The following is a 23617-nucleotide window of genomic DNA, read 5'->3' on the forward strand; positions in this document are numbered from 1 at the left end:
TTCGCCGCCGCGTCAGTCCGCGAAGGAAAGCTTAACGGCTTGCAAGGAAAGTGTATCGACTCCAACATGCCCTACCTGAAATCCAATGCTGAAGGGGGGTTGACTTCCATTCCCTCATAGAAGAGTTCATCTTATCTGAATGGTCATATGGATAACGGCCCGCGAGCGATGGGCGCATTCGATAGCCCTTAATCCCAGACCGGAGCCAAATCCGGTGGATTCACAATGCGACTGCCCGGGCGAACCAATGTAGCGATCGCCGCCATCTCGTTCTGCGTGAGTTCGAACTCGAAGACGGCTGCATTCTCAGTCAGTCGATCGAGGAGCGTAGTTCGTGACAAGGCAACCACGCCTTCCTGTTGAACCAGCCAGCGAAGGACGACCTGCGCGACGCCACGCTGATGCCGGCGAGCAATCGCCCTCAGCAGCGGGTCGGAGAAGACCCGCCCGACCGCCATGCCGCAGTAGGCGGTAATGGCAAGACCTGCTTCGCGTGTCGCCGAAACCAGGGGATGCTGGTCGAGATAGGGGTGGTATTCAAGCTGGTTGGTGACAAGGCCTTGCCCGGATAGTGCAAGCGCCTGTTTCATCAGTGCCCGATTGAAATTGCTCACCCCGATATGCCGGACACGATGCTGGAAAGCGCTTCGCCGCGCATGCCGTAGGTGTCCAGTCCGAGGGACGGAATGCGCGCGCCATTTGCAGAAACGGTGGACATTGGCGATCTTTTCGAATCTATCCGACTAGCGTGCAGGCACGGAAGTCGCGGCCGCACGGCCTGGACGCGCGTCCAGGCTGAACGCACCTGCCCCAAAGTAGGCGATTTGCAGGAGACCGCCGGCCATCATCACGTTCTTCAGGAAGTGGATCATCTGGTTCTGGTCGGCGAAGTTGCGATGGAAGAACACCGCCGTGGCCACGCAGAACAACGCCATCACCAGCGACGCGAGGCGGACCCGGTAGCCCGACAGCAGCAGCAGGCCGCCGCCCACCTCGACGACCACTGCGGCCAGATATGCCAGCTGCGGCGCTGGCACGCCAACTGCCGAAATATGGCCAACAGTCGCGGCATACGCGCCGAGTTTGCCCAGGCCGCTCATCAGAAATGGCGCACCGAGCAAGATGCGACCCAAAAAAGGAAGAAACCGGTAACGCTCCACGACGATCTCCTGAGATGAAACAACCAAGGTGGAATGCAAACAAGAGGCTCAGCCGATGTCCACCATCACCGGCTCAGCAGCTTCAAGAGCGGATACCTCGGTCGTCGCTGTGTCTGTGATCGCGACGTTCCCTCTCGCTCCAAAGGCGGGCTGTCGCCCGGCCAGTTGCCCCACGACATCAGGGAAAGGGTGAGCGATGTCACGATGGTAGAGACGCAACCATGGGCCGCATATATCCAGATCGACAAAGCATCTTTGTCTTTGGCGGAATGGTGTCAGGCAAGCCGACTCCCGCGATCGGTCGAATGTTCTGCCGGCAGTGCCAGGCGAGCTCAGTACTCCACAGCGCTTCGCGAATGACATCGTGCCGGATCCCGATCGATGTGCAGGTAAATAATCTTCCTGGGAAGTTTTATGAGTGAAGGGTGGTGTGTCGATGTGGAAGAACACCGACGGTGGGGGGCGGCGCTACTTCAGGGGATTCCGTCCATACAGGTTCCGCCGTGGAAGCTGCAGTTGGTAGTTACAGCTACGGGAAACTATCTAAGCATGACACATTGACTTTGCCTCGCTTCTCTATCAATCTTCCATGGAAGACAAAATCTCGCGCGCAAACGGAGGACACGAGGAGATGAAACGCAAGTCAAAGCGGCTCAGTGGCCGTATTCAGCGGCGGGCAACGCGATGCGGACTGGTGCTTGCCGCGGCAGCCGTCAGCAGCGCCGCGCACGCCTATGATGGGGGGGCGCTGACGCCCGGTCTCACGTTGTATGGCCTCATCGACACGGGCGTGGAGTACGTGAACAATATAGGGCCTCAGAAATCCGGTGCGGTACGGGTGCCGTCACTTACCGCGTCCTACCCTTCGCGCTGGGGCCTGCGAGGTATCGAAGACCTGGGAGGGGGCTACAAGTCGATCTTCGTGCTTGAATCCGGTTTTGCCCCCGATACAGGCTCACTGAACCAGAACGGGCGCCTGTTTGGCAGGCAGGCTTACGTCGGCCTGGTCGGACCCTGGGGCGCTGTCTCGGTAGGCCGTCTGTATTCGCAGATCTACTACTCGTTGATCGGTGACACCCTGGGCCCGAATATCTTCGCGGCCGGTTTGCTCGACACCTACCTGTCCACCGCGCGGGTCGACAACGCCATTGACTACACCTTGAGCCTTGGCGGGTTCACCGTGGCAGCCACCTATTCGCTGGGACGCGACGCGGTGGCGCCGGCGGTGGCTGGGGGCTGCGCGGGTGAATCGCCTGCGGACTATCGGGCGTGCAAGGCCGTGTCCCTATTGCTCAAGTACGAAGCACCGACCTGGGGGGTAGCTGGCGCATTCGATCGGAACTATGGGGGCGCCGGCACGGGTTCTCCGCTACCGGGCAGCTCGCAGACCGATACGCGCGGGCTGATCAACGGTTACGTGAAGTTTGGACCCGCCACCGTCGGCGCAGGCTACCTTCACCGGATCAATCACGGCGTCGTTGCGCCTGGTGTCGTCAACAAGTCCAGCGACTACTGGTGGATTGGTGGCGTCTATCTTCCGGTTCCGCAAGTCGCGCTCGATCTGCAATACGGGCATCTGTCGGTGAGTGGCACCGAGCTGGGCGCATCCGTCATTGCTGCGCGTGCCTCCTATCTGTTCTCCAAGAGGACTGCCGTATACATCACGGCGGGCCACACATTCAATCAGCGTGATTCGACGATTACGGTGGATGGCGGGGCGCTTCCTGGGGCTTCCAATCCCTTGCCCGGCGTAGATCAGACCGGGGTCCTGGTGGGCATTCGCCACAAATTCTGACCGCAGATAAGCAACTGCCGGAACGCGCCAGGCGTGCATGAGCGTGGCCAGCCGCCGGGCAAGCGCGCGATCCCCTCGGAAGGCTCAGGGCAGGTCGTCGAGCCCTTCGGCATTCTCGAACAACCTGAGCAGCATATCCCGCAGCGCCTTGATTTCGTTCGGTGCGAACCCGGTCAGGAGTACCGACTCGTGGCGCTTCGCAAGCGGGACGATACTCAGGGCAAGCGCTTGTCCCTTCTCGGTCAGGACAACCCTGATTGATCTTCCATCCGTCGTGCTCTTCTCGCGCCTGACCAGTGCCTGGCTCTCGAGGCGGTCGATGATCCGCGACAGAGCCGAGGTGTCAGACGATGCATGCAGAGACAGTTCCGATAGCGTCTGGCCGGGAACGTAGAGCAGCGATGCACAGACGCGCCACTCGCTAAGGTTCAGGCCGAACGGCTTCAGTGCCTTGGCGAACGCATTGCCCATCCGGCTGCCGGCACGTGCCATCAGGAAGGGGATCGCTTTTTCCAGCTCTTGTGGTCGCTTGAGTGTGTTCACGGTCGTTGCCATCCCTAGGGTTTACGTGAGCGGATGTACTTGAAAAATCAATTATACTTGGTCCCAAGATACTTGAAAAATCAAGTAACGTCTCGCTGAACGAACTGAATTGCGTGATCGATCTCATCGCTTCTGGCGATGGGGGCAATCGCGCTGGAGCATGGTGATGAGAAACAAAATTGCACTTGAGGAACACTTCGCGACGGACCTGACGATCGAGCAGTCGAGGATCTACGCGCCGCCGCCGTTCTGGGAGAAGCTGAAGTCCGATCTGATGGATATGGAGCAGCAGCGACTCGAGCGGATGGAGCAGGGCGGAACCGAGTATTCGATCCTGTCGCTCAACTCGCCAGGCATCCAGGGGATCCCGGACGCGACGGAAGCGATCGATGTGGCGCGGCGGGCCAACGATGTCCTCGCCGAGCAGGTTTCGCGTCATCCCTCCCGTCTCGGTGGCTTCGCTGCACTGCCCATGCAGGATCCGGATGCCGGGGCGCGGGAACTGCAGCGCTGCGTCACGGAGCTTGGCTTCCACGGCTTCATGGTCAACGGGTTCTCGCAGGTGGGCGATGCCGAAAACGTCGTGTACTACGATGCCCCGCAGTACACGGATTTCTGGGCCACCGCCGCAGCGCTTGGCAAGCCCTTCTACATGCACCCGCGGGACCCGCTGCCGTCTCGCGAGCCGATCTACGATGGCTTCCCGTGGCTTACCGCCGCGACCTGGGCGTTCGCGGTCGAGACCAGTATTCACGCATTGCGGCTGATGACGTCCGGCCTGTTCGACCGCAATCCCGGGCTGCAGATGATCCTTGGCCATCTTGGCGAGGGCATCCCCTTCAACGTCTGGCGCGTCGACCACATCCTCCGGAAGGCGCCACGCGGGCTGCCATGCAAACGGACCGTGGGCGAGTATCTGCGCGAGAACGTCTACGTCACGACCAGCGGGAATTTCAGGACCCAGACGCTCCTGTCCACGATGCTGGAGATGGGCAGCGACCGGATCATGTACTCGGTCGACTATCCGTTCGAAACGCACGACGAAGCCGCGGGATGGTTCGATGCGTGCTCGATCAGCGAGACCGACCGGGAGAAGATCGGCCGGGACAATGCAAGACGCCTGTTTGGACTGGTGTGAGAGGGGGGAGGCTCCGCCCATAAGGGGGGAGCTTCCTTTCGTCTTCGGACCCCATGGTTAAACGGAACGAGGTGCCATCTTGACTACCAGTACTCCCAGACAAGCCCAGGAAGCCGGCTCCGGGGTCATCGACATTGCAATGCTGATCGACACCCAGCCAATGAGCGCCTTTCAGAAATGGATCATGGTGCTGATCGGCTGCACCGTCGTCATGGACGGCTTTGACATACAGGCGCTGGGCTTTGTCGCGCCCGCGATCGTGCAGGCCTGGCAGATCAGTCCCGCAAGTCTCGGTCCGGTATTCGGCGCGGGATTGTTCGGCATGCTTGCGGGATCGATCGTGCTCGGTGCCATGTCCGATCGCATCGGGCGGCGTCCGGTATTGATCGGTGCGACCGTCTTCTACGGACTGTGCATGTTATCCACCACCCTGGTCCAGACGATTCCGCAGTTCCTGGTGATTCGTTTCCTGACCGGCTTCGGCATTGGCGGCGTGATGGGCAACGCCATCGCGCTGGTCAGCGAATACAGTCCGCAGAAACGGCGAGCGTCGTTGATGACCTGGGTTTCATGTGGGTTCACCGCCGGTGCAATCGCCAGCGGAGTGCTCAGTGCGGCCCTCGTTCCAACAGCGGGTTGGAAATCGATCTTCGTCGTCGGTGGCGTCATGCCGCTCATCGTTGCCCTGGCGATGCTGAAGATTCTGCCGGAATCCTTGCAGCTGCTTGTAATCAAGCGAAGTGATCCGCAGAGGATTGCTCCGTGGCTCGGCCGCATTGCACCGGATGTGCAGGTCAACGCGTCAACCAGCTTCACGGTGCACGGGCAGGCAAGCGCAAAGGCGTCGGTCGGCGAGCTATTCAGTAGCGGAAGGGGGACGATGACATTGCTGCTGTGGGGGATCAACTTTGCCAACCTCCTCGATCTCTTCTTCCTGTCGAACTGGCTTCCGATGCTGTCGCTGCGCACCGGAGACGGCAGCGCGACCGCGGTGCTCATCGGTACCTCGTTGCAGGTCGGAGGTACCGTGGGCGCGCTGCTGATGGGCCCCTTGATGGACCGCTTCGGCTTCTATCGCGTACTGACGCTCGGCTTCCTGGTCGCGACGGTCGCGGTGGCCGCGGTCGGCCTGCCGGATCTGTCGCTTGGCCTGCGCTACGCGGTCGTGCTGATCAGCGGGGTCTGCATCGTTGGAGGGCAGCCGGCCATCAACGCGTTGACTGCCACGTTGTATCCGACATCGCTCCGTGCAACCGGTGTGGGCTGGAGCCTCGGTGTCGGTCGGGCCGGATCGATCGTAGGTCCTGTGGTGGCGGGCCAGCTCATTGAACTGCACTGGTCGAACACCGCCCTGTTCGTTGCGGCGGCAGTGCCGGCTCTGGCCGCCTGTCTCATGCTGGTGATGCTCGCTGGCGTGACAGGTGGGCGTCGAAGGGGCGAGGAATCGCAGCCGGTCCTGAACCATTGATGGCAGCCGATTCAGGAAGCATGGGTTCATGGACTTGATTGCCGCAGCCAGCGGACTTGTGGGAGCGAACATGAGCATCTCGATCACGGTGAACGGGAAACGTCACCTTCTTGCCGTACCTGCCGATACGCCACTGCTTTACGTCCTGCGCAACGACATCGGGTTGAATGGTGCCAAGTTTGGCTGTGGCGAAGCCCAGTGCGGCGCTTGCACGGTCATGGTGGGCAAGAGCGCGACGCGAGCGTGTGTCTTCCCCGTTGGCGCGGTTGGTGCGCAGCACGTGACCACCGTGGAAGCCCTCGGCAATGGCCAACGGCTTCATGCACTGCAAAAGGCCTTCCTTGCCGAGCAGGCCGCTCAATGCGGCTACTGTTCGAGCGGAATGCTCATGGCCGCAAAGGCATTGCTCGACCGGATTCCAGATCCGGACGAGGCAACCATCAGGCGCGAGATGACAGGCCAGAAATGCCGGTGCGGCGTGCACAACCGGATCGTTCGCGCGATTCGGCGCGCTGCGCAGGAGCTGCGCGGATGAGTGCCTTCAAGCTCTCCAGGCGGGCCTTCGGCAAGCTGGCCGGCGCGGTCGTCGCTTCGTTCTCGCTCACACCATTCGCGGAGTTCGCGTTGGCGGAGGCGGAGCTGCCGATCGATCTGCGCGCCAACCGCAGGCTCGACGGCTGGATACGGATCGACGTCGAAGGCAACGTTGTCATCTTTACCGGAAAGGCGGAACTGGGCCAGGGCATTCTGACTGCGCTCACGCAGATTGCCGCGGAAGAACTGGATGTGGATCCCGCGCGTGTTCGCATCATTGCCGCGGATACGACACGCAGCCCAAACGAGGGATATACCTACGGCAGCCAATCGGTCGAACGCAGCGGGGCGGCATTGCGCGTCGCCGCTGCCGACGCGCGCGCAGTATTGCTGGGCGCGGCTGCCAGGCGGCTTGACGTTTCGCCGTCGGGCCTTAGTGTCGAGAATGGCGTCATTGTGTCTGCCGGCGGCCGCCGCGTCACTTACGCGGAGATCGTAAGGGACGAACGGGAGCTTCTCGCGCGCGAGGTGACGGCCACCGGTGTTCCGAAGCAGCCATCGGAATACAGGCTGGTCGGCAAGTCACTGCCGCGCATCGACTTGCCGGCGAAGTTCACGGGCGGCGCCGCATTCGTTCAGGACATGCGCCTTGCCGGCATGCTGTTCGGTCGGATAGTTCGCCCGCCGCGACACGGCGCGAAGCTGGTCTCGGTTGACGACGCGGCGGTCAGGCGGCTCCCGGGCGTGGTCGCCGTCGTTCGCAATGGTAACTTCCTTGGCGTGCTGGCCGAGCGGGAAGAGCAGGCGATCCGAGCGCGCAGGGCATTGATCGATGCAGCACGGTGGAGCGACGACCATGTGCCGTTGCCGGACGTGGATCATCTCAAGGAGGCGCTGCCCGGGTGGCAGAGCGATGATTCGGTGGTCGGCATAGCCGGGCAGGACACCCCTGCATCGGAAGCCGCGATACAACTTGAAGCGGCGTATTCCCGGCCGTACTTGTCCCACGCATCGATCGGCCCGTCGTGTTCCGTGGCGCTGTTCAGGGACCGTCACATGACCGTGTGGTCCCACACACAGGGAGCGTTTCCGCTACGTGGCGACATCGCAACGGTGCTGGGCTTGCCCGCGAGCGCGGTCGATGTGGTGCATGTTCCCGGGGCGGGCTGCTACGGCCACAACGGCGCAGACGACGTCGCGCTCGATGCGGCGCTGCTTGCCCGTGAGGCGGCGGGCCGGCCCGTGAAGGTGCAATGGATGCGCGACGATGAATTCGCGTGGGCGCCAATCGGCCCGGCCATGGTAATGCGGGCGAAGGCTGCACTCTCCGGAAGCGGACGGATCGAGGACTGGAACTATGACCTATGGAGCAATTCGCACGCCATGCGACCGGGACAACCAGGCGGGGTGAATCTCCTTGCCGCCTGGCACCTTGCCAGGCCTTTCCCGCCATCGGCGCCGGCACGGATTCCGCAACCGTATGGGAACGGCGATCGCAATGCCGTGCCGGTCTACGATCTGCCGCGGCGGAAGGTAAGCAACCATCAACTGGTCGATGCACCGGTGCGCAATAGTTCGCTGCGGACATTGGGCGCATACGGAAACGTCTTCGCGATCGAATCGTTCATGGACGAGCTGGCCCTTGCAGCCAACATCGATCCGGTCGCATTCCGCCTGGCACACCTGCATGATCCGCGCGCGATCGCGGTGGTGCGGGAGGCGGCGAGCCGTGCCGGCTGGAAACCCGCGACGAAAGGCGATGGGCAGCGCGGACGTGGCTTTGCCTACTCGCGCTATGAAAACCATCAGGCGCTGGTAGCGATCGTCATCGACGTGCATGTCAGCCGTTCGACGGGTGTCATCAGCGTGACAAACGTGATTGCGGTAGCGGACGTGGGCCGTGTGGTGAATCCCGATGGAGCGAAGAACCAGCTCGAGGGCGGGATCGTGCAGGCGCTGAGCTGGGCGCTCAAGGAGCGGGTCATGTTCAACCGCAGGGAGATCACCACGCGCGGCTGGCAGGACTATCCGATCCTGACCTTTGCCGAGGTGCCGCCAATCGAGGTCACGTTGCTGGACCGTCCGGACGAGCCTTCGCTCGGCGCTGGTGAATGTTCACTCGGCCCGACGGCCGGCGCGCTGGCCAATGCGGTAGCGAATGCGATCGGCATCCGTCTGCGTGACTTGCCGCTTGTGCCGAAGACGGTGCTGGAACGCCTGGCCTGACAAGTGTCCATAAGGGGCGAGGCCCCGGGAATTCAAGGCACGTGGAGGAGGACTCCCGGTGCGCGGAGGTTGTACGTGGAAACACAAGTCATCATCGTCGGAGCCGGACCAGTCGGTCTGACGCTCGCGATCGACCTGGGTCGGCGCGGCATCGACTGTGTCCTGATCGAGCAGAAGGCAGCGCCCCAGTTCCTGCCGAAGATGGAGCGCTGCAACGCGCGAACCATGGAAATCTTTCGCAGGCTGGGCCTCGCCGACCGGATAAGAGCCGCCGGCATGCCCGAGGACATTCCCATGGACATCCAGATCATTCGCTCGATGGCGGAGCCGCCGATCCTGCGGCTGCCGTATCCGTCCGTGGCAGAGGCGCGCGTGCGCACGCGCCAGCGCAACGATGGCGGGCTGCCCCTTGAACCCTATCAGCTGATCTCGCAGTACACGCTGGAGCCGCTGCTGCTGGAAGAAGCCGAGCGCTTGCCGACGGTCAGGGTGATGCGGAACACGACGTTTCTCGATTTCACCGAGCACTCGACGGGCGTCTCGGCGACTGTCACCGACGCCGGGGGCATGCGGAGCACCTTGAAGGCGTGCTATCTCGTCGGCTGCGATGGTGGTTCGAGCCGCGTACGCAAGCAGCTTGGCATCCGGCTGCAGGGCGAAGGCGACATCGCGCGCCTGCGCCAGGGCCTGTTCTATTGCGAGCAGCTTTACGACCGGCTGCCGATGGGAAAAGGTCCAGGGCGCGGGCGACATTACCTGGTGGCTGGCGGACCGCCGACATTCATGATCATGCAGGATTCGACCCGGCACTGGACCGTTCATTCCGCGGTCGAAAGCGACGCGGAAATGCTTAACATGTTCGAGCGGATCGTCGGCGCGCCGCTTCCCTATGAGATGTTGTACTGCGCGGAATGGCGCCAGAACCTGCTGTTGGCCGAGCGCTATGGAAAGGGGCGGGTTTTTCTCGCGGGCGATGCGGTGCATCTGGTGATCCCTACGGGCGGCCTCGGCATGAATACGGGCGTCGGCGATGCCGCGGACCTTGCGTGGAAGCTGGCAGCGACGCTGGAAGGGTGGGGTGGTCCGGAACTACTCGCTTCCTATGAAGCCGAACGGCGGCAGATCGGCGAACGCGTGGTAGGTGCGTCGCGTTACGCCTCACTGGGCTATCGGGCATGGTTAGCCGAGGTCCGGCCGGAAATTGGCGACGATACCCCCGCAGGCGATTCCGCACGTGCGCATCTTGCCGAAATTGCTGACGTGGAGCAGCGCAAATCGAACGAGATGATTGGCGCGGAACTTGGTTACCGCTACGTCGACTCGCCCATTATCGCCAATGTGCCAGGCGGGCCGCAGCATGACCTGCGCGTCTATCAGCCGACCAGCTGGCCTGGCGCGCGCCTTCCGCACATGTGGCTCACCGACGGGAGCGCCATCCAGGATCGGCTGCGCCCGGATCGCTACACGCTGCTCGACGTCTCGGGTAAGCATGATCCGACGCCGCTCGCTCGCGCTTTTGCAGCACTGGACGCGCCGCTCGACGTGCTCGTCGCCCCGGATCCGGCGCTGCATGGCATCTATGAGCGTGACCTCATTCTTGTTCGGCCGGACATGCATGTCGCGTGGCGAGGCGACCGGTTGCCGGAGGCCGCAAAGGATCTCGCTGCGTTGGTGACGGGGCGCCGTGGCGGCATGGATTAGGAGCCTTGGGGCGTTGGCTGCCCGACTCGTTTTTGGCCAGAAAGATAACAATCACACAGGGGAGGAGACAGTATGGATTCAGTTCCGGTTCGGTCCAATTGCCGGTTGCGCATGCGCGCTGCGTGGTGCGGTCTGGCTGCGTTTGCAGCGTTCGCATCCGGATCCGCGCAGGCACAGAACGCAAGCGGGGCATTGGCTCCGGGTATGACCCTGTACGGCGTCATTGACAGCGGCGTCGAATATGTGAACAACGTCGGTCCCCAGAAGAGCAGCGTGGTTCGCATGCCCCAGCTCACGGGATCGCTGCCTTCGAGGTGGGGGTTGCGAGGCGTCCAGGAGATAACGAATGACCTGAAGTCGATCTTCGTACTGGAGTCGGGATTCGCGCCGGCTCAGGGCACCCAGAACCAGAACGGCCGTCTGTTCGGAAGGCAAGCGTACGTGGGACTGATCGGGCCATGGGGGGCGGTGACCCTTGGCCGCATGTATTCGCAGATCTTCTGGTCTTTGATCGGTGACACATTGGCTCCCAATATCTTTGCGGCCGGCCTGCTCGATACCTACCTCACGACTGCGCGTGTCGACAATGCCATCGACTATACGGTCACGTTTGCCGGATTTACATTTGGCACGACTTATTCGTTCGGGCGTGACGCGGTTGCCCCGGTGGTTGCGGGAGGGTGCGCCGGCGAATCGCCGACAGACTGGAAGGCCTGCAAGGCGATCTCGGCAATGTTGAAGTACGAGGCCCCAGCCTGGGGCGTGGCGACAGCGATCGATCGCAACTACGGAGGCAGTGGTGCCGGCACCGCACTACCACGGAGTTCGCAGACCGACAGCCGTAGCGTCATCAATGGCTTTGTGAAGTTCGGCACCGCCACCATCGGCGCGGGATTTCTCCATCGGAACAACCAGGGGTCTGTCAATCCGAGCAGCAATTACTGGTGGCTCGGGGCCACTTACCTGCCCATACAGCAGGTCGCACTCGACGTGCAGTTTGGCCGCCTGACCGTGAAGGAAAGCGCAACCGGCGGATCGGTCATCGCCGCGCGCGCGATGTACATGCTGTCCAAGCGTTCGGCCGTGTACGTTACGGCGGGACGTATCTTCAACCAGCGCGATGCAACGTTCACGATTGACGGGGGCGCCATTGGCACGGTGTCGCTCCCGTCGCCGGGCGTGAATCAGACGGGGGCCCTGGTGGGCATTCGCCATCGGTTCTGAGGCAAATGGAAGGGAGACCTGCGCATCCACCGCTGGAGAGAATTGCTAATGAAATTCCGATCAAACCTCAGCCGGCCTGAGGCGCGGCCGATGGCGCTTCTACCCCATGGTCTCCACCAGCCAAAAGGCCTGCCTGATTGGGCAGAGGCGAATGTTGCACTCCACGGCAAAAATATGAGGATCGCTCAAATTTGTCTTGAATCTTCCAAGGAAGACGTATACCTTTCCTTCGTCGGGCCGTGAGTTCGCTGAGAACGCCACCAGACGCGCAAGGAGTTCTCGAGAGTACAGCGTTGGTCTCAAGATCGAAAGCGGGTGGTCCAGGAATTGAGCGGTAGTCATAAGTGGCCCTGGACACGGAATACGGAACACCCCCGAGCTTTGGAGGCAAGTATGACGATGCATGGCGAACCACTTCCTACCATCCTGCCGATCGACGGGCTGTCGCATGTACGAGGCGATACCACCATCCCGTTGTCCGAACAGACCGTGTCGATGTTGCTGGCGCAGACAGTGGCGGCGTTCCCTGAGCGCGAAGCGGTGATCTTCCGCGAGCAGGGCGTGCGCTGGAGCTGGCGGGAGTTCGCCGAGGCGGTCGACCGGCTGGCAGCGGGCCTGCATGCGCTGGGCCTGGTGAAGGGGGACCGCATCGGCATCTGGTCGCCGAACCGCGCGGAGTGGCTGGTGACAATGTTCGCCACGGCGCGGCTGGGGCTGGTGCTGGTGAACGTTAACCCGGCGTACCGGCTGGCCGAGCTTGAGTACGCGCTGAACAAGGTCGGCGTCAAGGCCATTGTCGCGGCCGAGGCCTTCAAGACTTCGCGCTACCTGGAGATGCTGCAGGCGCTGGCGCCGGAACTGGCGACCAGCGAGCCGGGCGCGTTACAGGCCGCGCGCCTGCCGGCGCTGCGTTGGGTGATCCGCATGGGCGACGGGCAGACGGCCGGCATGATTCGCTACGCCGATGTGCTGGCCAAAGGTGAGGGCGTGCCGCGTGAAACGCTGGACGCCCTCACCGGGCAGCTCGACCGGTATGACCCGATCAACGTGCAGTTCACCAGCGGCACCACCGGCGCACCCAAGGGCGCCACGCTGACGCACCGCAATATCATCAACAACGGACGCTTCATCGCCATGGCGATGCGCCTCTCCGAGCAGGACAAGCTCTGCGTGCCGGTGCCGTTCTACCACTGCTTCGGCATGGTGCTGGCCGTGCTGGCCTGCGTTTCCACCGGGGCGGCGATGGTGTTCCCCGGGGAGGCGTTCGATCCGCAAGCGACCATGCAGGCCGTCAGCGAAGAGCGCTGCACCGCGCTGCACGGCGTGCCGACGATGTTCATCGCGCAACTCGACCACCCGCGCTTTGCCGACTACGACTTCTCTTCGCTGCGCACCGGCATCATGGCCGGCTCGCCGTGCCCGATCGAGACCATGAAGCGCGTGGTCGCGCAGATGCACATGGCCGAGGTGACGATCGCCTACGGCATGACCGAGACCAGTCCGGTCTCATTCCAGAGCAGCACCACCGACCCGCTCGACAAGCGCACCACCACCGTGGGCCGCATCCAGCCGCATGTGGAAGTCAAGATCGTGGACGCGGACGGCGCTACGGTGCCGGTGGGTGAGAAGGGCGAACTGTGCACGCGCGGCTACTCGGTCATGCTGGGCTACTGGGACGACGCGGCCCGCACTGCCGAATCCATCCGCGATGGCTGGATGTATACCGGCGACCTGGCCACCATCGATGAAGAGGGCTACTGCAATATCGTCGGCCGTGTAAAGGATATGCTGATCCGCGGCGGCGAGAACATCTACCCGCGCGAGATCGAGGAGTTCCTGTTCCGCCATCCCAAGGTACAGGCCGTGCAGGTGTTCGGCGTGCCCGACCCGAAGTATGGCGAGGAGGTGTGCGCGTGGATCGTGCTCAAGCCGGGCGAAAGCGCCACCGACGACGAGATCCGCGAGTTCTGCCGCAGCCAGATCGCCCATTACAAGATCCCGCGCTATATCCGCTTTGTCGGCGAGATGCCCATGACCGTGACCGGCAAGGTGCAGAAGTTCGTGATGCGCGACCAGATGGTGTGTGAGCTGAACCTCGGCGAACCCAGGACGGCCTGAGCGAGGTGGTGCGTGTCGGCGATTTCATCTCGCAGGCGATTGGCGGTCCAATAGCTCGCGCGTCGGCAAGGCGCTCCCCGATCAACGGCCGCGCCGAGGCTGTCGGGCGCGTTTTGACGAAGACGCTGCAGGGGCGCTGTCCTCTTCATTCTCTACAGCGGGAAGCACCAGCTCTTCCATCAATGCCAGGGTCCGAAGGCAAAACTCGTTACCGGCGGCACGATCGGCCTCCGAGAAGTGCGCCATGGCCGGGGCGATCGACGATTCTTTTGCGAGCTTCACGACTGCCTGCTCGACGGTCTCGAGCCCCTTCTTCGTGAGATGCACGATAAAGCCGCCAGCGTGACCAGGGTCGGCCATGCGCTCCACCATGCCGTGACTGACGAGCCTGTCAATCTTCTTGGTGATGGCCCCCGAGGTGACAATCAGGGCGCGATAAAGATCTGTGGGGCGCTTGGCGTACGGTGGGCCCCCTCTGCGCAGGGCCAGGAGCACACGCATGTCGGACCCGCTGATGTCCCAGAGTCGCAGACACATCTGATCAAAGGCTCGTTCCACCAGCGTACCAAGACGCATGAAGTAGATCGCCAGCAGGAAATTGGAGAGATCGAGATCACTCCGCTCATGCTGCCATTGCAGCGTGATGAGCTCGATGTGACTGCTACCTGACAGGCGTGGCCTTCTGGTCGTGTCTGAAGGCGAAACTGACGCCTGTTTCTTGCGCGTGCGCGTAGGTGCGGCTTGCTTCGCGGCGGCGTTACTCATCGATTTGCTTCCTTGGACGAAGTCATGGCTGCCGCCCAAAGGCGCGGCCGTGCCTCATTGTACGCAATTTCCAAAAAGGCAAGAATGCCGCTCCTACAAGGAGAACAGGACCGTGGCGCAGGCGCGGGCGATGCGTCGGCTCGGATACTGGGAATTCCTGGAATCATGCAGGAATGAAGCTAAACCAGCTTCCAGGAAAGTATCGGGGAAAGATAGCCGGTCGAGAGGTTTGCCAGCCAGGGGCCCGTATCGGTCAGCGGCCAATGAACCTGACCGGAGCCGGCTCTTCCCCTTGTTTAAACGCCTCCGCACGAGCGGTTCGTCCCATCCGCGCGTCTTCCGTGGTGTGCAGGCCCATCGTGATATCCAGAAGCAACGAGTCTGCGCCAGGCACGCCACCTCCAGACCAGGCTTTCAGCAGTGCGCGAATCGCAGCGTAGGAGCGGGTGGGACCGGTAGACAGCCTGCTTGCAAGGCCATCCGCGAAATCCTCGACATCGTCCTCCGGAACCACGAATGCCGCAACGCCGAGCCGCCCTGCTTCAGCTCCCGACATTGGCTCGCTCAGCATCGCGTACCGGGCAGCAAAGGCCCGGCCCGCTCGCTCCGCCAGTCGTTGCACGGCACCGGCTACCGGGGCGGACCCTACCGAGGCTTCAATGCATCGGAAGGTTGCGTTCTCCGCGGCGACGATAAAGTCGCAGGCCAGCGCCAGCTCGAACGCACCGCCAAAGGCCGCGCCGCGTACTGCGGCGATGGTCGGTATCTGCAGTGCCTCGATGGATCGGTAAGCATGGTGGATCTCCGAGATGAATGTGCGCCACGCGTTGAAGTCCTTATCAATGAAGTCAAGGACGTCACCACCCTGGCTAAAGTTGGGGCCTTCTGCTCGAATCAACAAGGCGCGGATATCCGTCTCGCTGGCCTCGTGAACCGCGTCCCGCAGGCGGTCAGAGAAATTCGTGGCAATCAGATTCGAAGGTGGATTTGCAAGAACGATGTGGCCGACAGCTTCCTGACGCTCAAAGCGAATGGCTTTCATATGTGAGATCTCCTTATGAAGTGAAACACCGCGACTATGTGTTATTCACCGCAGCACGCAGCATGCTGGCCACCTGGCGCTGAGCGACCGCTGCCGAATCGAGCATCCCCCGCATGCTGTAAAAGGTGTGCAACATGCCGTTGTAGCGTACGCACGTCGCAGAAACACCAGCCTCGGCCAGCTTCGCGGCGTAAGCTTCGCCGTCATCGCGCACGGCATCGCACTCGGCGGTGATGACGAGGGCAGGTGGCAGACCTGCATGGCTATCGGCAAGCAGCGGCGAAAGCTTCCAGGCAGACGGTGATACGCCGTGATTGAGTGCATACGTGCGGAACGCATACTCAACGTCGGCCTTGCGCTGCATGAAGCCTTCCGCACAGGTCGACAGGGAGTCTGCTTGCAGACGCGCATCCGTGGCGGGATAAACGAGTGCCTGGGCCAGGATGCGAGGGTTCCCCTGATCCCGGGCCAGCAAGCAGACCACGGCAGCAAGATTGCCACCTGCCGACTCGCCGAACACCGTCATCCGGGTAGTCTGGAGGCCAAGTTCATGGCCGTGGGTGGCAACCCAGCAGGTCGCCGCCCACGCATCCTCCAGTGCCGCCGGGAAGGGATGCTCGGGCGCAAGCCGATAGTCGACATTGACCACCGCCAGCCCCGAGTCGTTGGCCAGGTGCCGGCACACGGCGTCGAGGCTGTCAACGTTACCCATCAGCCATCCGCCGCCATGGAAGGCCATGATCACGCCACTGGCGTTCTCCGGAAGGTAGATGCGCAGGGGAATCCTGCCGCCGGGCCCAGGAATAAGAAAATCAAAGACCTTGTCGATCTGGGGGCCGCGCGCGCGCTCCCTGGTGCGCGCTGCGATTCCCGCACGTGCTTCCTCAGGGCTTAAATCGGCCATGCCTGGCTTCGCCGCGGCCGCAGCGGCCATCGCCCGAAGCGACGGGTGGATCTGATCTTGAGTGGAACCGGGTTTCATCTTGCTCAGGGAGTCGGAGTTGCCGAGGGAGCGAACGTAATCTTCGGCACCGCGGCCATGACGCCCAGGCCACCATCGACGTTGATGATCTCGCCAGCCATATGGGCGCTCAGGTCGGAGACCAGGAACAGCAGATGGCTCGCGATTTCCGCTGGTGTGGCTGCCCGTCCGAGGGGAATCGCCTGTCCGACGGCTGCCCAGGTCGCTTCGTCCAGGCGCTGGTTCAGCCGTGGTGTGCGGACAAAGCCCGGAGACACGGCATTGATGCGTATGTTGTGCCGGGCATACTCTACCGCCGCGGAGCGGACAAGATGGTGCAATGCCGCCTTCGAAGCCGCATAGGCTACTTCATTCGGCACCACGAGTTCACCCGCAAGCGAGCCGACAAAGGCGAAAGTCCCTCCGCCATCGGCCTTCATGAACTCGGCGCCGATCTGAATTGCCAGGTAGGCATGGCGAACGACAATGTCGAACTGCTGGTTCCATGCGGCGTCGTCAAACTCGACCAGCGGCTTGACGCCTGCGACACCGATGATGTCGACCACGCCGTGGATGCGGCCGAAGTGTTGGCGTGCCGTGTCGAACACGCGCTGCATGTCCGGGCGCGATGTCGCGTCGGCAGTGCAGGGGATGCCGCCTACCTTCGCGGCAATGCTCTGGGCGAGGTGTTCGTCCCGATCGACGCACAGCACGCGCGCACCGGCCTGAGCGAGTGCGTGGACCGTCTGTTCGCCAATACCCTGGCCAGCCCCGAGTACCACGAAACCACGGCCGTCGAGCCGCAGGAGGGATAGATAGTCAGGCGTGCTGCTGTGGTTGCTGTTGCTCATCACGGTATGTTCCTTACGCGGTTTCCGTTTGGCGGTGGGACGGCAACAGGTCTTGCCAGGCCGTACCTTCCTGGAGTTGCGCGTCGCAAGCGCTCACGCTGCTCAGGTCGAGACCGAGCGCGGCGGGCTGCTGGTTCTGCATTGCGCGCTTGACCGATTCGAGGAGCACGCGGCGCACGCGCACGACCGCCTGGTCGGCAGGTACCAGATGCTCGCGCGAACGCTCATACAGGGGACCCTGAGACAGTGCGATGGTAGCGTCCTCGACTTCCACGCCTCGCAAGCCGGTCCAGTTTTCCTTCATCAGCACGCGGTCCTGGCCAAACGTGTCCGCCCAGGTCGCCCGGAAGGCGCTGTGCTTGCGATCGTAGTAGCGTGGGTCGTCCAGGCCCAGCAGTTCGATGATCTTCTCTTCAGTGACCGGCGAGTCGCCGTGGACGATGAGGTAGGTACTCGTGTGCGTGTCGTCTTCCGGGACCTCGAGGACGGTGAACTGGAATGCCGGTGCCGGAATGATGCGGCCATACGGTACGATGAACGGGACCACGCGCGCATTGCGGATTTTGGGGTCATCGGTCTTGCGCAACGCCACATAGTGGAAGCCGAATGCGGTTTCCTCAATCTTCAGCGCGGGTTCCAGATCGTTCGAAGCCAGTGCGGCGGGATTGACCACGTCCGGGTTGCGCGTGAACTCGTCATCCTTCCAGCCCGGGCGCGCCATATTGGTATGCAGCACGCCAACATGCGAGCTGTCCTCTCCGCCTTCAACCAGTTGCAGGTAGTTGCAGGCCACGTTGACGCGCAGGACGACGCGGTGATCCGGTTCTGCATCCATGAACGCGTAGCGCGAGAATGCCGGCTGCATTTCCTTCGGGCCGACGTACGCCCAGACGACGCCACCTTCCTCATGCACGGAGAAGGCGGGTGCCTTCATGCGCGCGGCGTACTTGGGGTCCGCATGGTTTGGCGTTTCCAGCACGTCCCCGAACGCGTTGAACTTCCAGCCGTGATAGAGGCAGCGGATACCACCTTCTTCGACCCGGCCGAGTGCGAGCGACGCGCCCCGATGCATACACAGTTCTTCAAAAAAACCGACTTGTCCCTGCGTGTCCCGGAACGCGACATAGTCCTCGCCAAGCAGGCGCACGCGCAGCGGCGGGCAGTCCGGATGCGGCAGCTGGGCGGAGGTGCACACCGGGTGCCAGAAGCGCCGCATCAGGGTGCCACCAGGCGTGCCCGGGCCGACGCGGCAAAGCAAGTCGTTGTCTTCATGACTCAACATATCGAACTCCTGTCTTTGATTCTGAGATTGGGTGCTCTAGGCGCGAGCGCCCGTGGACGAAACGATCTGGTGATGAGGGACCAATCGGCGCCAGTCCTCGTCCACGGCGATCTCGGCGGACACACCGACAGCGCGGCCGCCCTCGGCGCGAAGCGCCGGTATCTCTTTCTGATCGCGTTCCGCGCGGGCACATGCGAGAAGGGTGCGCTGCAGACGGCTGATCGCGAGATCGGCGGTGGACAGCATCTCTTGCGAGCGGTCACGGATGGTGCCGCTGGAGATGCTGCACGCGGCGTCTTCCTGCGTGATGCTGTCCAGTCCGGTGAAATGGCCGTCGCGCTGCTTCGCGCGGTCCTGACCGAAGCCATTGGCGACGGACATCGCTGCCGGCGAGTCACAGGTGTCGGCCGTCATGCCATATTTGCGCAGGGTAGGCTCGTCCAGGCCCACGAACGTGAGCTGCGCACTGCGCAAAGGCTCTTCGCCGATGGGCTTTTCCGCATCCCACCACACGTGATAGAAGTTGCAGCGTTCATCGTTGACGGGGACGATGGCCAGCCATACATCTCCGTTCGCATTGGCGATAAAGCACGGTGTGGCGAACGCCGTGACGCGGGCAATACGCTTGCCGTCGGTCTCACGGATCGCCACATAGTGGAAGCCAAAGTCCGTCTCATCCGCTTCGATCTTTGGGGATGCGTCGAATTGCATATGCGAGGTCTTCTTCGCATAGTCGAGGTCGGAATCGTTGGTTCGGGCGAGCGCGGAACCGTGAAGCACGGTCAGGTGCGACGAGTCGACCAACCCCTCCATGACCTGGACAAAATTGCAGTTGACGATCGCGCTCGCGTTGATGCGGTGGGCGTCCGGCTGATCCATGAAGCCCCAATGTGGGAAGGGCGGCTCTTCGCCTTGTGGGCCAAGATACGCCCAGAGCAGGCCTCCTGCCTCGCGCACGGGATAGGTTCTGCCCTTGATGCGTTCCTTGAACCTGGGATCCGTGACATTGGGCGTGTCCAGTACCGTCCCATCCACCGCAAACTTCCAGCCGTGATAGATGCAGCAGCAGGCCATCGCCCTCGGAACGCGCCAACTGCATGGAAGCGCCCCGATGCAGGCAGCCCTCTGCATAGAGGCCGGGGCGGCCTTGCTGGTCGCGCCACACTACGTACCTTTGTCCCAGTACTTCAATGGTCTGCGGATCTCCGTCTGGCAGAGGCATGTCGGATGATTGCATGACCGGCAGCCAGAAGCGGCGCATCGCGTTGCCCATGGCCGTATCTGGGCCAGTCCTGCACATCAGCTCGTTGTCCTGCTTTGTCAACATATTGGTCTCCTGTCTTCAGCCTGCTTTGGGAATGGGAGGGCGGATATCAAAGATCAAGCACCAGCCGTGGCGTCTTTGCGCGCGAGCAGCAAGGCATAAAGGCGTCATTGCATGCGTGCTCGCCATCCGTAAGGTAGAGATCGCGGTGATCTGGAACACCGGAGAGCACCTTTGTCATGCAGGTGCCGCAAACGCCTTGCTCGCAGGACAAAGGCAAGTCGAAGCCTGCTTCCAGCAGTGCTTGTGCGGCGCTCTGTTCGGCTGATACCTGGATGACCTGGCCGCTGCTGCGGATCTCCACTTCGAACGCAGCGTCAGCCGTATGGTCGATCGGCGCTGCCGAGAAGTACTCCCGGTGCAGGTGTTCCTCGTCCCAGCCGAGCTCGCGCGCCGTTGCCAGGATGTGATCCATGAAACCGGTGGGCCCACATACGTAGAGATGCCTTTCTGCAGATGGCGCACCGATTGCGGAGCGGGCATTCAGTTGCTGCGCCGGCGGTTCATCGTCCGCGTGCACATGCACCTGGTCCCGGAACTGCGCCGAATTCAGCCTGTCAAGGAAAGCCATGCGCGACAGCGTTCGGCCGCAATAGTGCATCTCGAACTGCCGGCCTTCACGGGCGAGCTGCTGCGCCATACACAGGATAGGGGTGATACCAATGCCCCCCGCGAACAGAACGGAGGTGGCTGGCCCGCTATGTAGCGGAAAATGATTGCGCGGCGCGCTGATGGCGAGCGTGTCACCTTCGTGAATGTCGTCAGCGAGTTTCACGGAGCCGCCACGGGATTGCGGGTCACGCAGAACACCGATCCGATAGCGCGATTGTTCCGCGGGCAGGTCATACAGAGAATATTGCCGTACCAGCCCTCCAGGCACATGCACGTCAATGTGTGCTCCGGCTTCGAATGTAGGTAATCGGTCGTCAGATATCGGAGCGAGTTCGTAGCCGGTGATGCCTTCGGCCAGCAACGTCTTGGTGACGACCTTTACTTGCAGCAGGGAGTTCATTTTTGTCTCAATATCTTCTGAGGAGGATGCTTAGGTAAGCGAATCAGAGAGCGGTGGCAGTAGCGCGCGACCGACGCCGGATGACTATCGGAGAAGCTCCCAGTCGGCGCTGGATCAGCCAGCGCGCGAGACCCTGGTCCATGACGCGCACATGTTCAGGAAACCAATCCATCAGTGCGTGCGCAAAGGCGCGGACAACCTGGGTATGTCCCTTGTCCAGCCTTTCCCGAACCTCGTCGATCGACTTCATCACGGCAGCGTGCTCGTCAATATGGCAGCCTGTCGAGCCATAGGCCGTTTCCCGCATGGAGGCGTCCTCTTCACCAAAATGACGGTGCGCGTGTTCGGCGAAAGCATCGAGCGCATGCCTGAGATGACCGTCGCTGGCGGTCAGCAGCGCATGCACACATACGACGAACTCTTGATGCATATCGTCCATGGACTGATGCCCAAGCGACAATTCGTCGTGCCAGGAGAATTCGGAAACGTCCATCATTGCTACCTCTTTCAAATAGCTCGTAGCCCAGGGTGCAGCGTTATGGAACAACTGACCCTGGACAACTCACTCCGGGGCGCAACCTTCAGTGACCCGGAGTGCCTTCAAACAGGGCTTTGCTCGCGCCTCCCGCTGCCGGGTCATGTGACAACGCACAATCGGTGCGGCGACCTGGCTTTGCGGACACCAAAGACACTGCCATGGTGTCCGCACACGACCGACTCGCTTCTAGGGAAGCCAAGGCGACGAGATGCGGAATCAACTCCCCTATAACATCTTCCATGGAAGATTAGTAAGCGAACGGGAAGTTGTCGAGCTAGGGAAAGTACCGATAACCGTCTGGGGGGAGTGAAAGGCACTCAGGGTGCCGCGCTGTGCGGAAATGCTGTTTCCACACGGGGATAAGCAGGGAGCCGGATCCGCAGCCTCAGCCGTAATCGAGCATCGCGCGGTGTTGACATGGAAGATCTATTTAGTGATCTTCCTGGGAAGACTGAATTGGCTGAGAGACGGGAGCGCCCCATCTTGCGTGAACCCAATCGGACTGTGAGGGCTTGCGCCGTCGGTGCGACGGCAATGCACAGCGTTCACGGAGGATCACCGAACCGCTTGCCGCAGTGTTTCACGTCGATTGAAGGCCTTGGCAGGCTATCGCTTGCGGTTCAGATTTTCGTATCCGACAACGAGCGCATCAAGAAGGTGACGAACGGCCGGCACCATTCCTCGTCGCGTGGGGAATATCGCGTGGATCAGACCTGGCTTTGAAGCAAGCTCCGGCAACAAGTGCTGCAGCCGACCAGACTGTAAGTCGTCGTCCACGAATTCTCTGGGTAGCAGTGCAGCGCCAACGCCCAGCGTCGCCGCAATGCGCAGGCTGGCGATGTCGTCCGTCGCTAAGCGGGGTTGATGTACCAGCGAGACCGGTTGCCCTGAGGCGTCGACCAGGTTCCAGACATAGCGCTCGCTGTTGTTGGCCATGGACAGGGTCGGCCAGTGTTTCAACGCCTCCATCGATGTCGGGGCTGCGTAGCGCTCGACCAGATTCGGGCTGGCAACCAGAACGAAGGTCGACATTCCCAACTGCCGGACCGCGAGGCCGGAGTCCTCCAGCGGCGGGAGCCTGACCCGAATGGCGAAGTCCAGGCCTTCCTCGATGACATCCACGTGCCGGTTGGTGGCATCGACCAGAACCTGGACCTGGGGGTTGTCCCGCATGAATTGCGAAATGATCTCCGCGATGCCTGAACTCAGCAGTGCGACCGGGCAGCTTATCCGGACCGTGCCCTGTGGCCGGGTCCGGGTCTGATCCACGATCTCCTTGGCGGCCCTGGATTCCGCCACCAGTGCCAGGCAGTGCTGGTGAAACTGTCGCCCGGTTTCCGTCAATGACAGGCTGCGGCTGGTGCGATTGAGCAGGCGGACCCCGAGTTCCTCCTCCAGGGCGCGAACGCGCCGGCTCAGCTTCGAGGTCTGGAGCCCAAGACTGCGGGCGGCCGCGGTAAAGCTGCCACGCTCGACCACCTCGGCAAACAGCCGAAGATCATTGAGGTCCGAGATCTGGTCCATGGGTCCGGGCTCCGAAATCAGCTAGTCGTTCTGTCTGTGGCAACGATATCTTGCAATTAAGGATATATGCAAGCAATCGTTGCCCCAATAGCATTTTCCTAAGCCTGCCAACATTGGCCGAGGCCGAGCTTATTGCTCTCGAACACTCTGAGCTGGGGATGGTGGAAACCAGCTGAGAGCCACTTTCTCTATCCACCGATAGTGCTTGCGCTCAAAGGAGATCGTCATGCAAAGCAACAAGTACCTTCCGCTGCTGGGCCGCATCATGCTCGGTGCGCCGTTTCTTATGAGCATTTCAAGGCCCTTCCGGCCCCGGCGTGGGCGGAGAAACGGAGATGAGCTATACCGGTGAACGGCAGCGCCGCGATGACCGACGGCCCAATGGTGCGCGCTCGCGGCATGCACGCCGTG

Annotated in this window: 20 protein-coding genes and 1 pseudogene; 8 read left to right on the forward strand and 13 right to left on the reverse strand. The window is 62.1% G+C overall.

From position 1 onward, the window contains the following. Positions 1 to 188 precede the first annotated feature (188 nt). Both DN412_RS37460 and DN412_RS37465 read right to left on the reverse strand, forming a co-directional pair. Positions 189 to 614, reverse strand: a complete 426-nt coding sequence (locus tag DN412_RS37460) for an aldo/keto reductase (RefSeq protein ID WP_244222991.1) — start codon at positions 612 to 614, stop codon at positions 189 to 191. A gap of 129 nt (positions 615 to 743) precedes the next feature. Then, a complete protein-coding gene (locus tag DN412_RS37465) occupies positions 744 to 1160 on the reverse strand; it encodes a DoxX family protein (RefSeq protein ID WP_115216153.1) in 417 nt (138 codons plus the stop codon). 589 nt (positions 1161 to 1749) lie between these two features. On the opposite strand from DN412_RS37465, the gene DN412_RS37470 reads away from it, so the two are divergent. Continuing rightward, positions 1750 to 2955 carry a porin gene (locus DN412_RS37470; RefSeq protein WP_244222992.1) on the forward strand — a complete coding sequence of 402 codons (1206 nt, stop codon included), beginning with the start codon at positions 1750 to 1752 and terminating at the stop codon, positions 2953 to 2955. Positions 2956 to 3039: 84 nt separating this feature from the next. Here DN412_RS37470 and DN412_RS37475 read toward each other — a convergent pair whose 3' ends face one another. Further along, complete coding sequence (locus DN412_RS37475) at positions 3040 to 3498, reverse strand: MarR family winged helix-turn-helix transcriptional regulator (RefSeq protein WP_244222993.1); 459 nt, start codon at positions 3496 to 3498, stop codon at positions 3040 to 3042. Positions 3499 to 3664: 166 nt separating this feature from the next. Between DN412_RS37475 and DN412_RS37480 the strand changes: the two genes are divergently transcribed. The 7 genes from DN412_RS37480 to DN412_RS37510 all read left to right on the forward strand — a co-directional run bounded on the left by DN412_RS37480 (position 3665) and on the right by DN412_RS37510 (position 13907). Continuing rightward, positions 3665 to 4636, forward strand: a complete 972-nt coding sequence (locus DN412_RS37480) for an amidohydrolase family protein (protein WP_115216156.1) — start codon at positions 3665 to 3667, stop codon at positions 4634 to 4636. A gap of 139 nt (positions 4637 to 4775) precedes the next feature. Next, on the forward strand, positions 4776 to 6104 hold the full coding sequence (locus DN412_RS37485; protein WP_167471180.1) for an MFS transporter: 1329 nt from the start codon (positions 4776 to 4778) through the stop codon (positions 6102 to 6104). 70 nt (positions 6105 to 6174) lie between these two features. Further along, positions 6175 to 6639 carry a (2Fe-2S)-binding protein gene (locus DN412_RS37490; RefSeq protein ID WP_115216168.1) on the forward strand — a complete coding sequence of 155 codons (465 nt, stop codon included), beginning with the start codon at positions 6175 to 6177 and terminating at the stop codon, positions 6637 to 6639. After that, on the forward strand, positions 6636 to 8864 hold the full coding sequence (locus tag DN412_RS37495; RefSeq protein WP_115216158.1) for a xanthine dehydrogenase family protein molybdopterin-binding subunit: 2229 nt from the start codon (positions 6636 to 6638) through the stop codon (positions 8862 to 8864). Before DN412_RS37490 ends, DN412_RS37495 begins: the two co-directional genes overlap by 4 nt. A 75-nt stretch (positions 8865 to 8939) precedes the next feature. Next, positions 8940 to 10565 (forward strand): FAD-dependent monooxygenase, encoded by a 1626-nt coding sequence (locus DN412_RS37500; RefSeq protein WP_115216169.1) that lies wholly within the window; start codon positions 8940 to 8942, stop codon positions 10563 to 10565. Between the two features lie 72 nt (positions 10566 to 10637). Next, on the forward strand, positions 10638 to 11789 hold the full coding sequence (locus DN412_RS37505; protein WP_115216159.1) for a porin: 1152 nt from the start codon (positions 10638 to 10640) through the stop codon (positions 11787 to 11789). 393 nt (positions 11790 to 12182) lie between these two features. After that, positions 12183 to 13907, forward strand: coding sequence for an AMP-binding protein (locus DN412_RS37510; protein ID WP_115216160.1), 1725 nt, complete (start codon positions 12183 to 12185; stop codon positions 13905 to 13907). Between the two features lie 81 nt (positions 13908 to 13988). Here the strand turns inward: DN412_RS37510 and DN412_RS37515 are convergent, their stop codons facing one another. The 10 genes and pseudogenes from DN412_RS37515 to DN412_RS37560 form a co-directional block, all read right to left on the reverse strand. Next, entirely contained in the window at positions 13989 to 14672 is a 684-nt protein-coding gene (locus DN412_RS37515; protein ID WP_244222994.1) for a MarR family winged helix-turn-helix transcriptional regulator, read from the reverse strand. Between the two features lie 253 nt (positions 14673 to 14925). Beyond that, positions 14926 to 15714, reverse strand: a complete 789-nt coding sequence (locus DN412_RS37520; RefSeq protein WP_115216161.1) for an enoyl-CoA hydratase/isomerase family protein — start codon at positions 15712 to 15714, stop codon at positions 14926 to 14928. A 34-nt stretch (positions 15715 to 15748) separates the two neighbouring features. Beyond that, entirely contained in the window at positions 15749 to 16696 is a 948-nt protein-coding gene (locus DN412_RS37525) for an alpha/beta hydrolase (RefSeq protein ID WP_244222995.1), read from the reverse strand. Positions 16697 to 16701: 5 nt separating this feature from the next. Continuing rightward, positions 16702 to 17526, reverse strand: coding sequence for an SDR family NAD(P)-dependent oxidoreductase (locus DN412_RS37530; RefSeq protein ID WP_115216162.1), 825 nt, complete (start codon positions 17524 to 17526; stop codon positions 16702 to 16704). Between the two features lie 13 nt (positions 17527 to 17539). Further along, on the reverse strand, positions 17540 to 18808 hold the full coding sequence (locus DN412_RS37535; RefSeq protein WP_115216163.1) for a Rieske 2Fe-2S domain-containing protein: 1269 nt from the start codon (positions 18806 to 18808) through the stop codon (positions 17540 to 17542). Positions 18809 to 18844: 36 nt separating this feature from the next. Beyond that, positions 18845 to 19882 carry a (2Fe-2S)-binding protein gene (locus DN412_RS37540; protein WP_244222996.1) on the reverse strand — a complete coding sequence of 346 codons (1038 nt, stop codon included), beginning with the start codon at positions 19880 to 19882 and terminating at the stop codon, positions 18845 to 18847. A gap of 67 nt (positions 19883 to 19949) precedes the next feature. Further along, a pseudogene (locus tag DN412_RS45750) lies at positions 19950 to 20135 on the reverse strand (Rieske 2Fe-2S domain-containing protein); the annotation flags it as partial. Between the two features lie 46 nt (positions 20136 to 20181). After that, the gene (locus DN412_RS37550; protein WP_208647736.1) at positions 20182 to 21144 is read right to left on the reverse strand and encodes a PDR/VanB family oxidoreductase; all 963 of its coding nucleotides are present in this window, start codon (positions 21142 to 21144) and stop codon (positions 20182 to 20184) included. 43 nt (positions 21145 to 21187) lie between these two features. After that, positions 21188 to 21640: a bacteriohemerythrin gene (locus DN412_RS37555; protein ID WP_115216166.1), complete on the reverse strand. Its 453-nt coding sequence runs from the start codon at positions 21638 to 21640 to the stop codon at positions 21188 to 21190. A 648-nt stretch (positions 21641 to 22288) separates the two neighbouring features. Beyond that, positions 22289 to 23206: a LysR substrate-binding domain-containing protein gene (locus DN412_RS37560; RefSeq protein ID WP_115216167.1), complete on the reverse strand. Its 918-nt coding sequence runs from the start codon at positions 23204 to 23206 to the stop codon at positions 22289 to 22291. Positions 23207 to 23617 lie beyond the last annotated feature (411 nt).

The organism is Cupriavidus lacunae, from assembly GCF_003353055.1.
Taxonomy (GTDB): domain Bacteria; phylum Pseudomonadota; class Gammaproteobacteria; order Burkholderiales; family Burkholderiaceae; genus Cupriavidus; species Cupriavidus lacunae.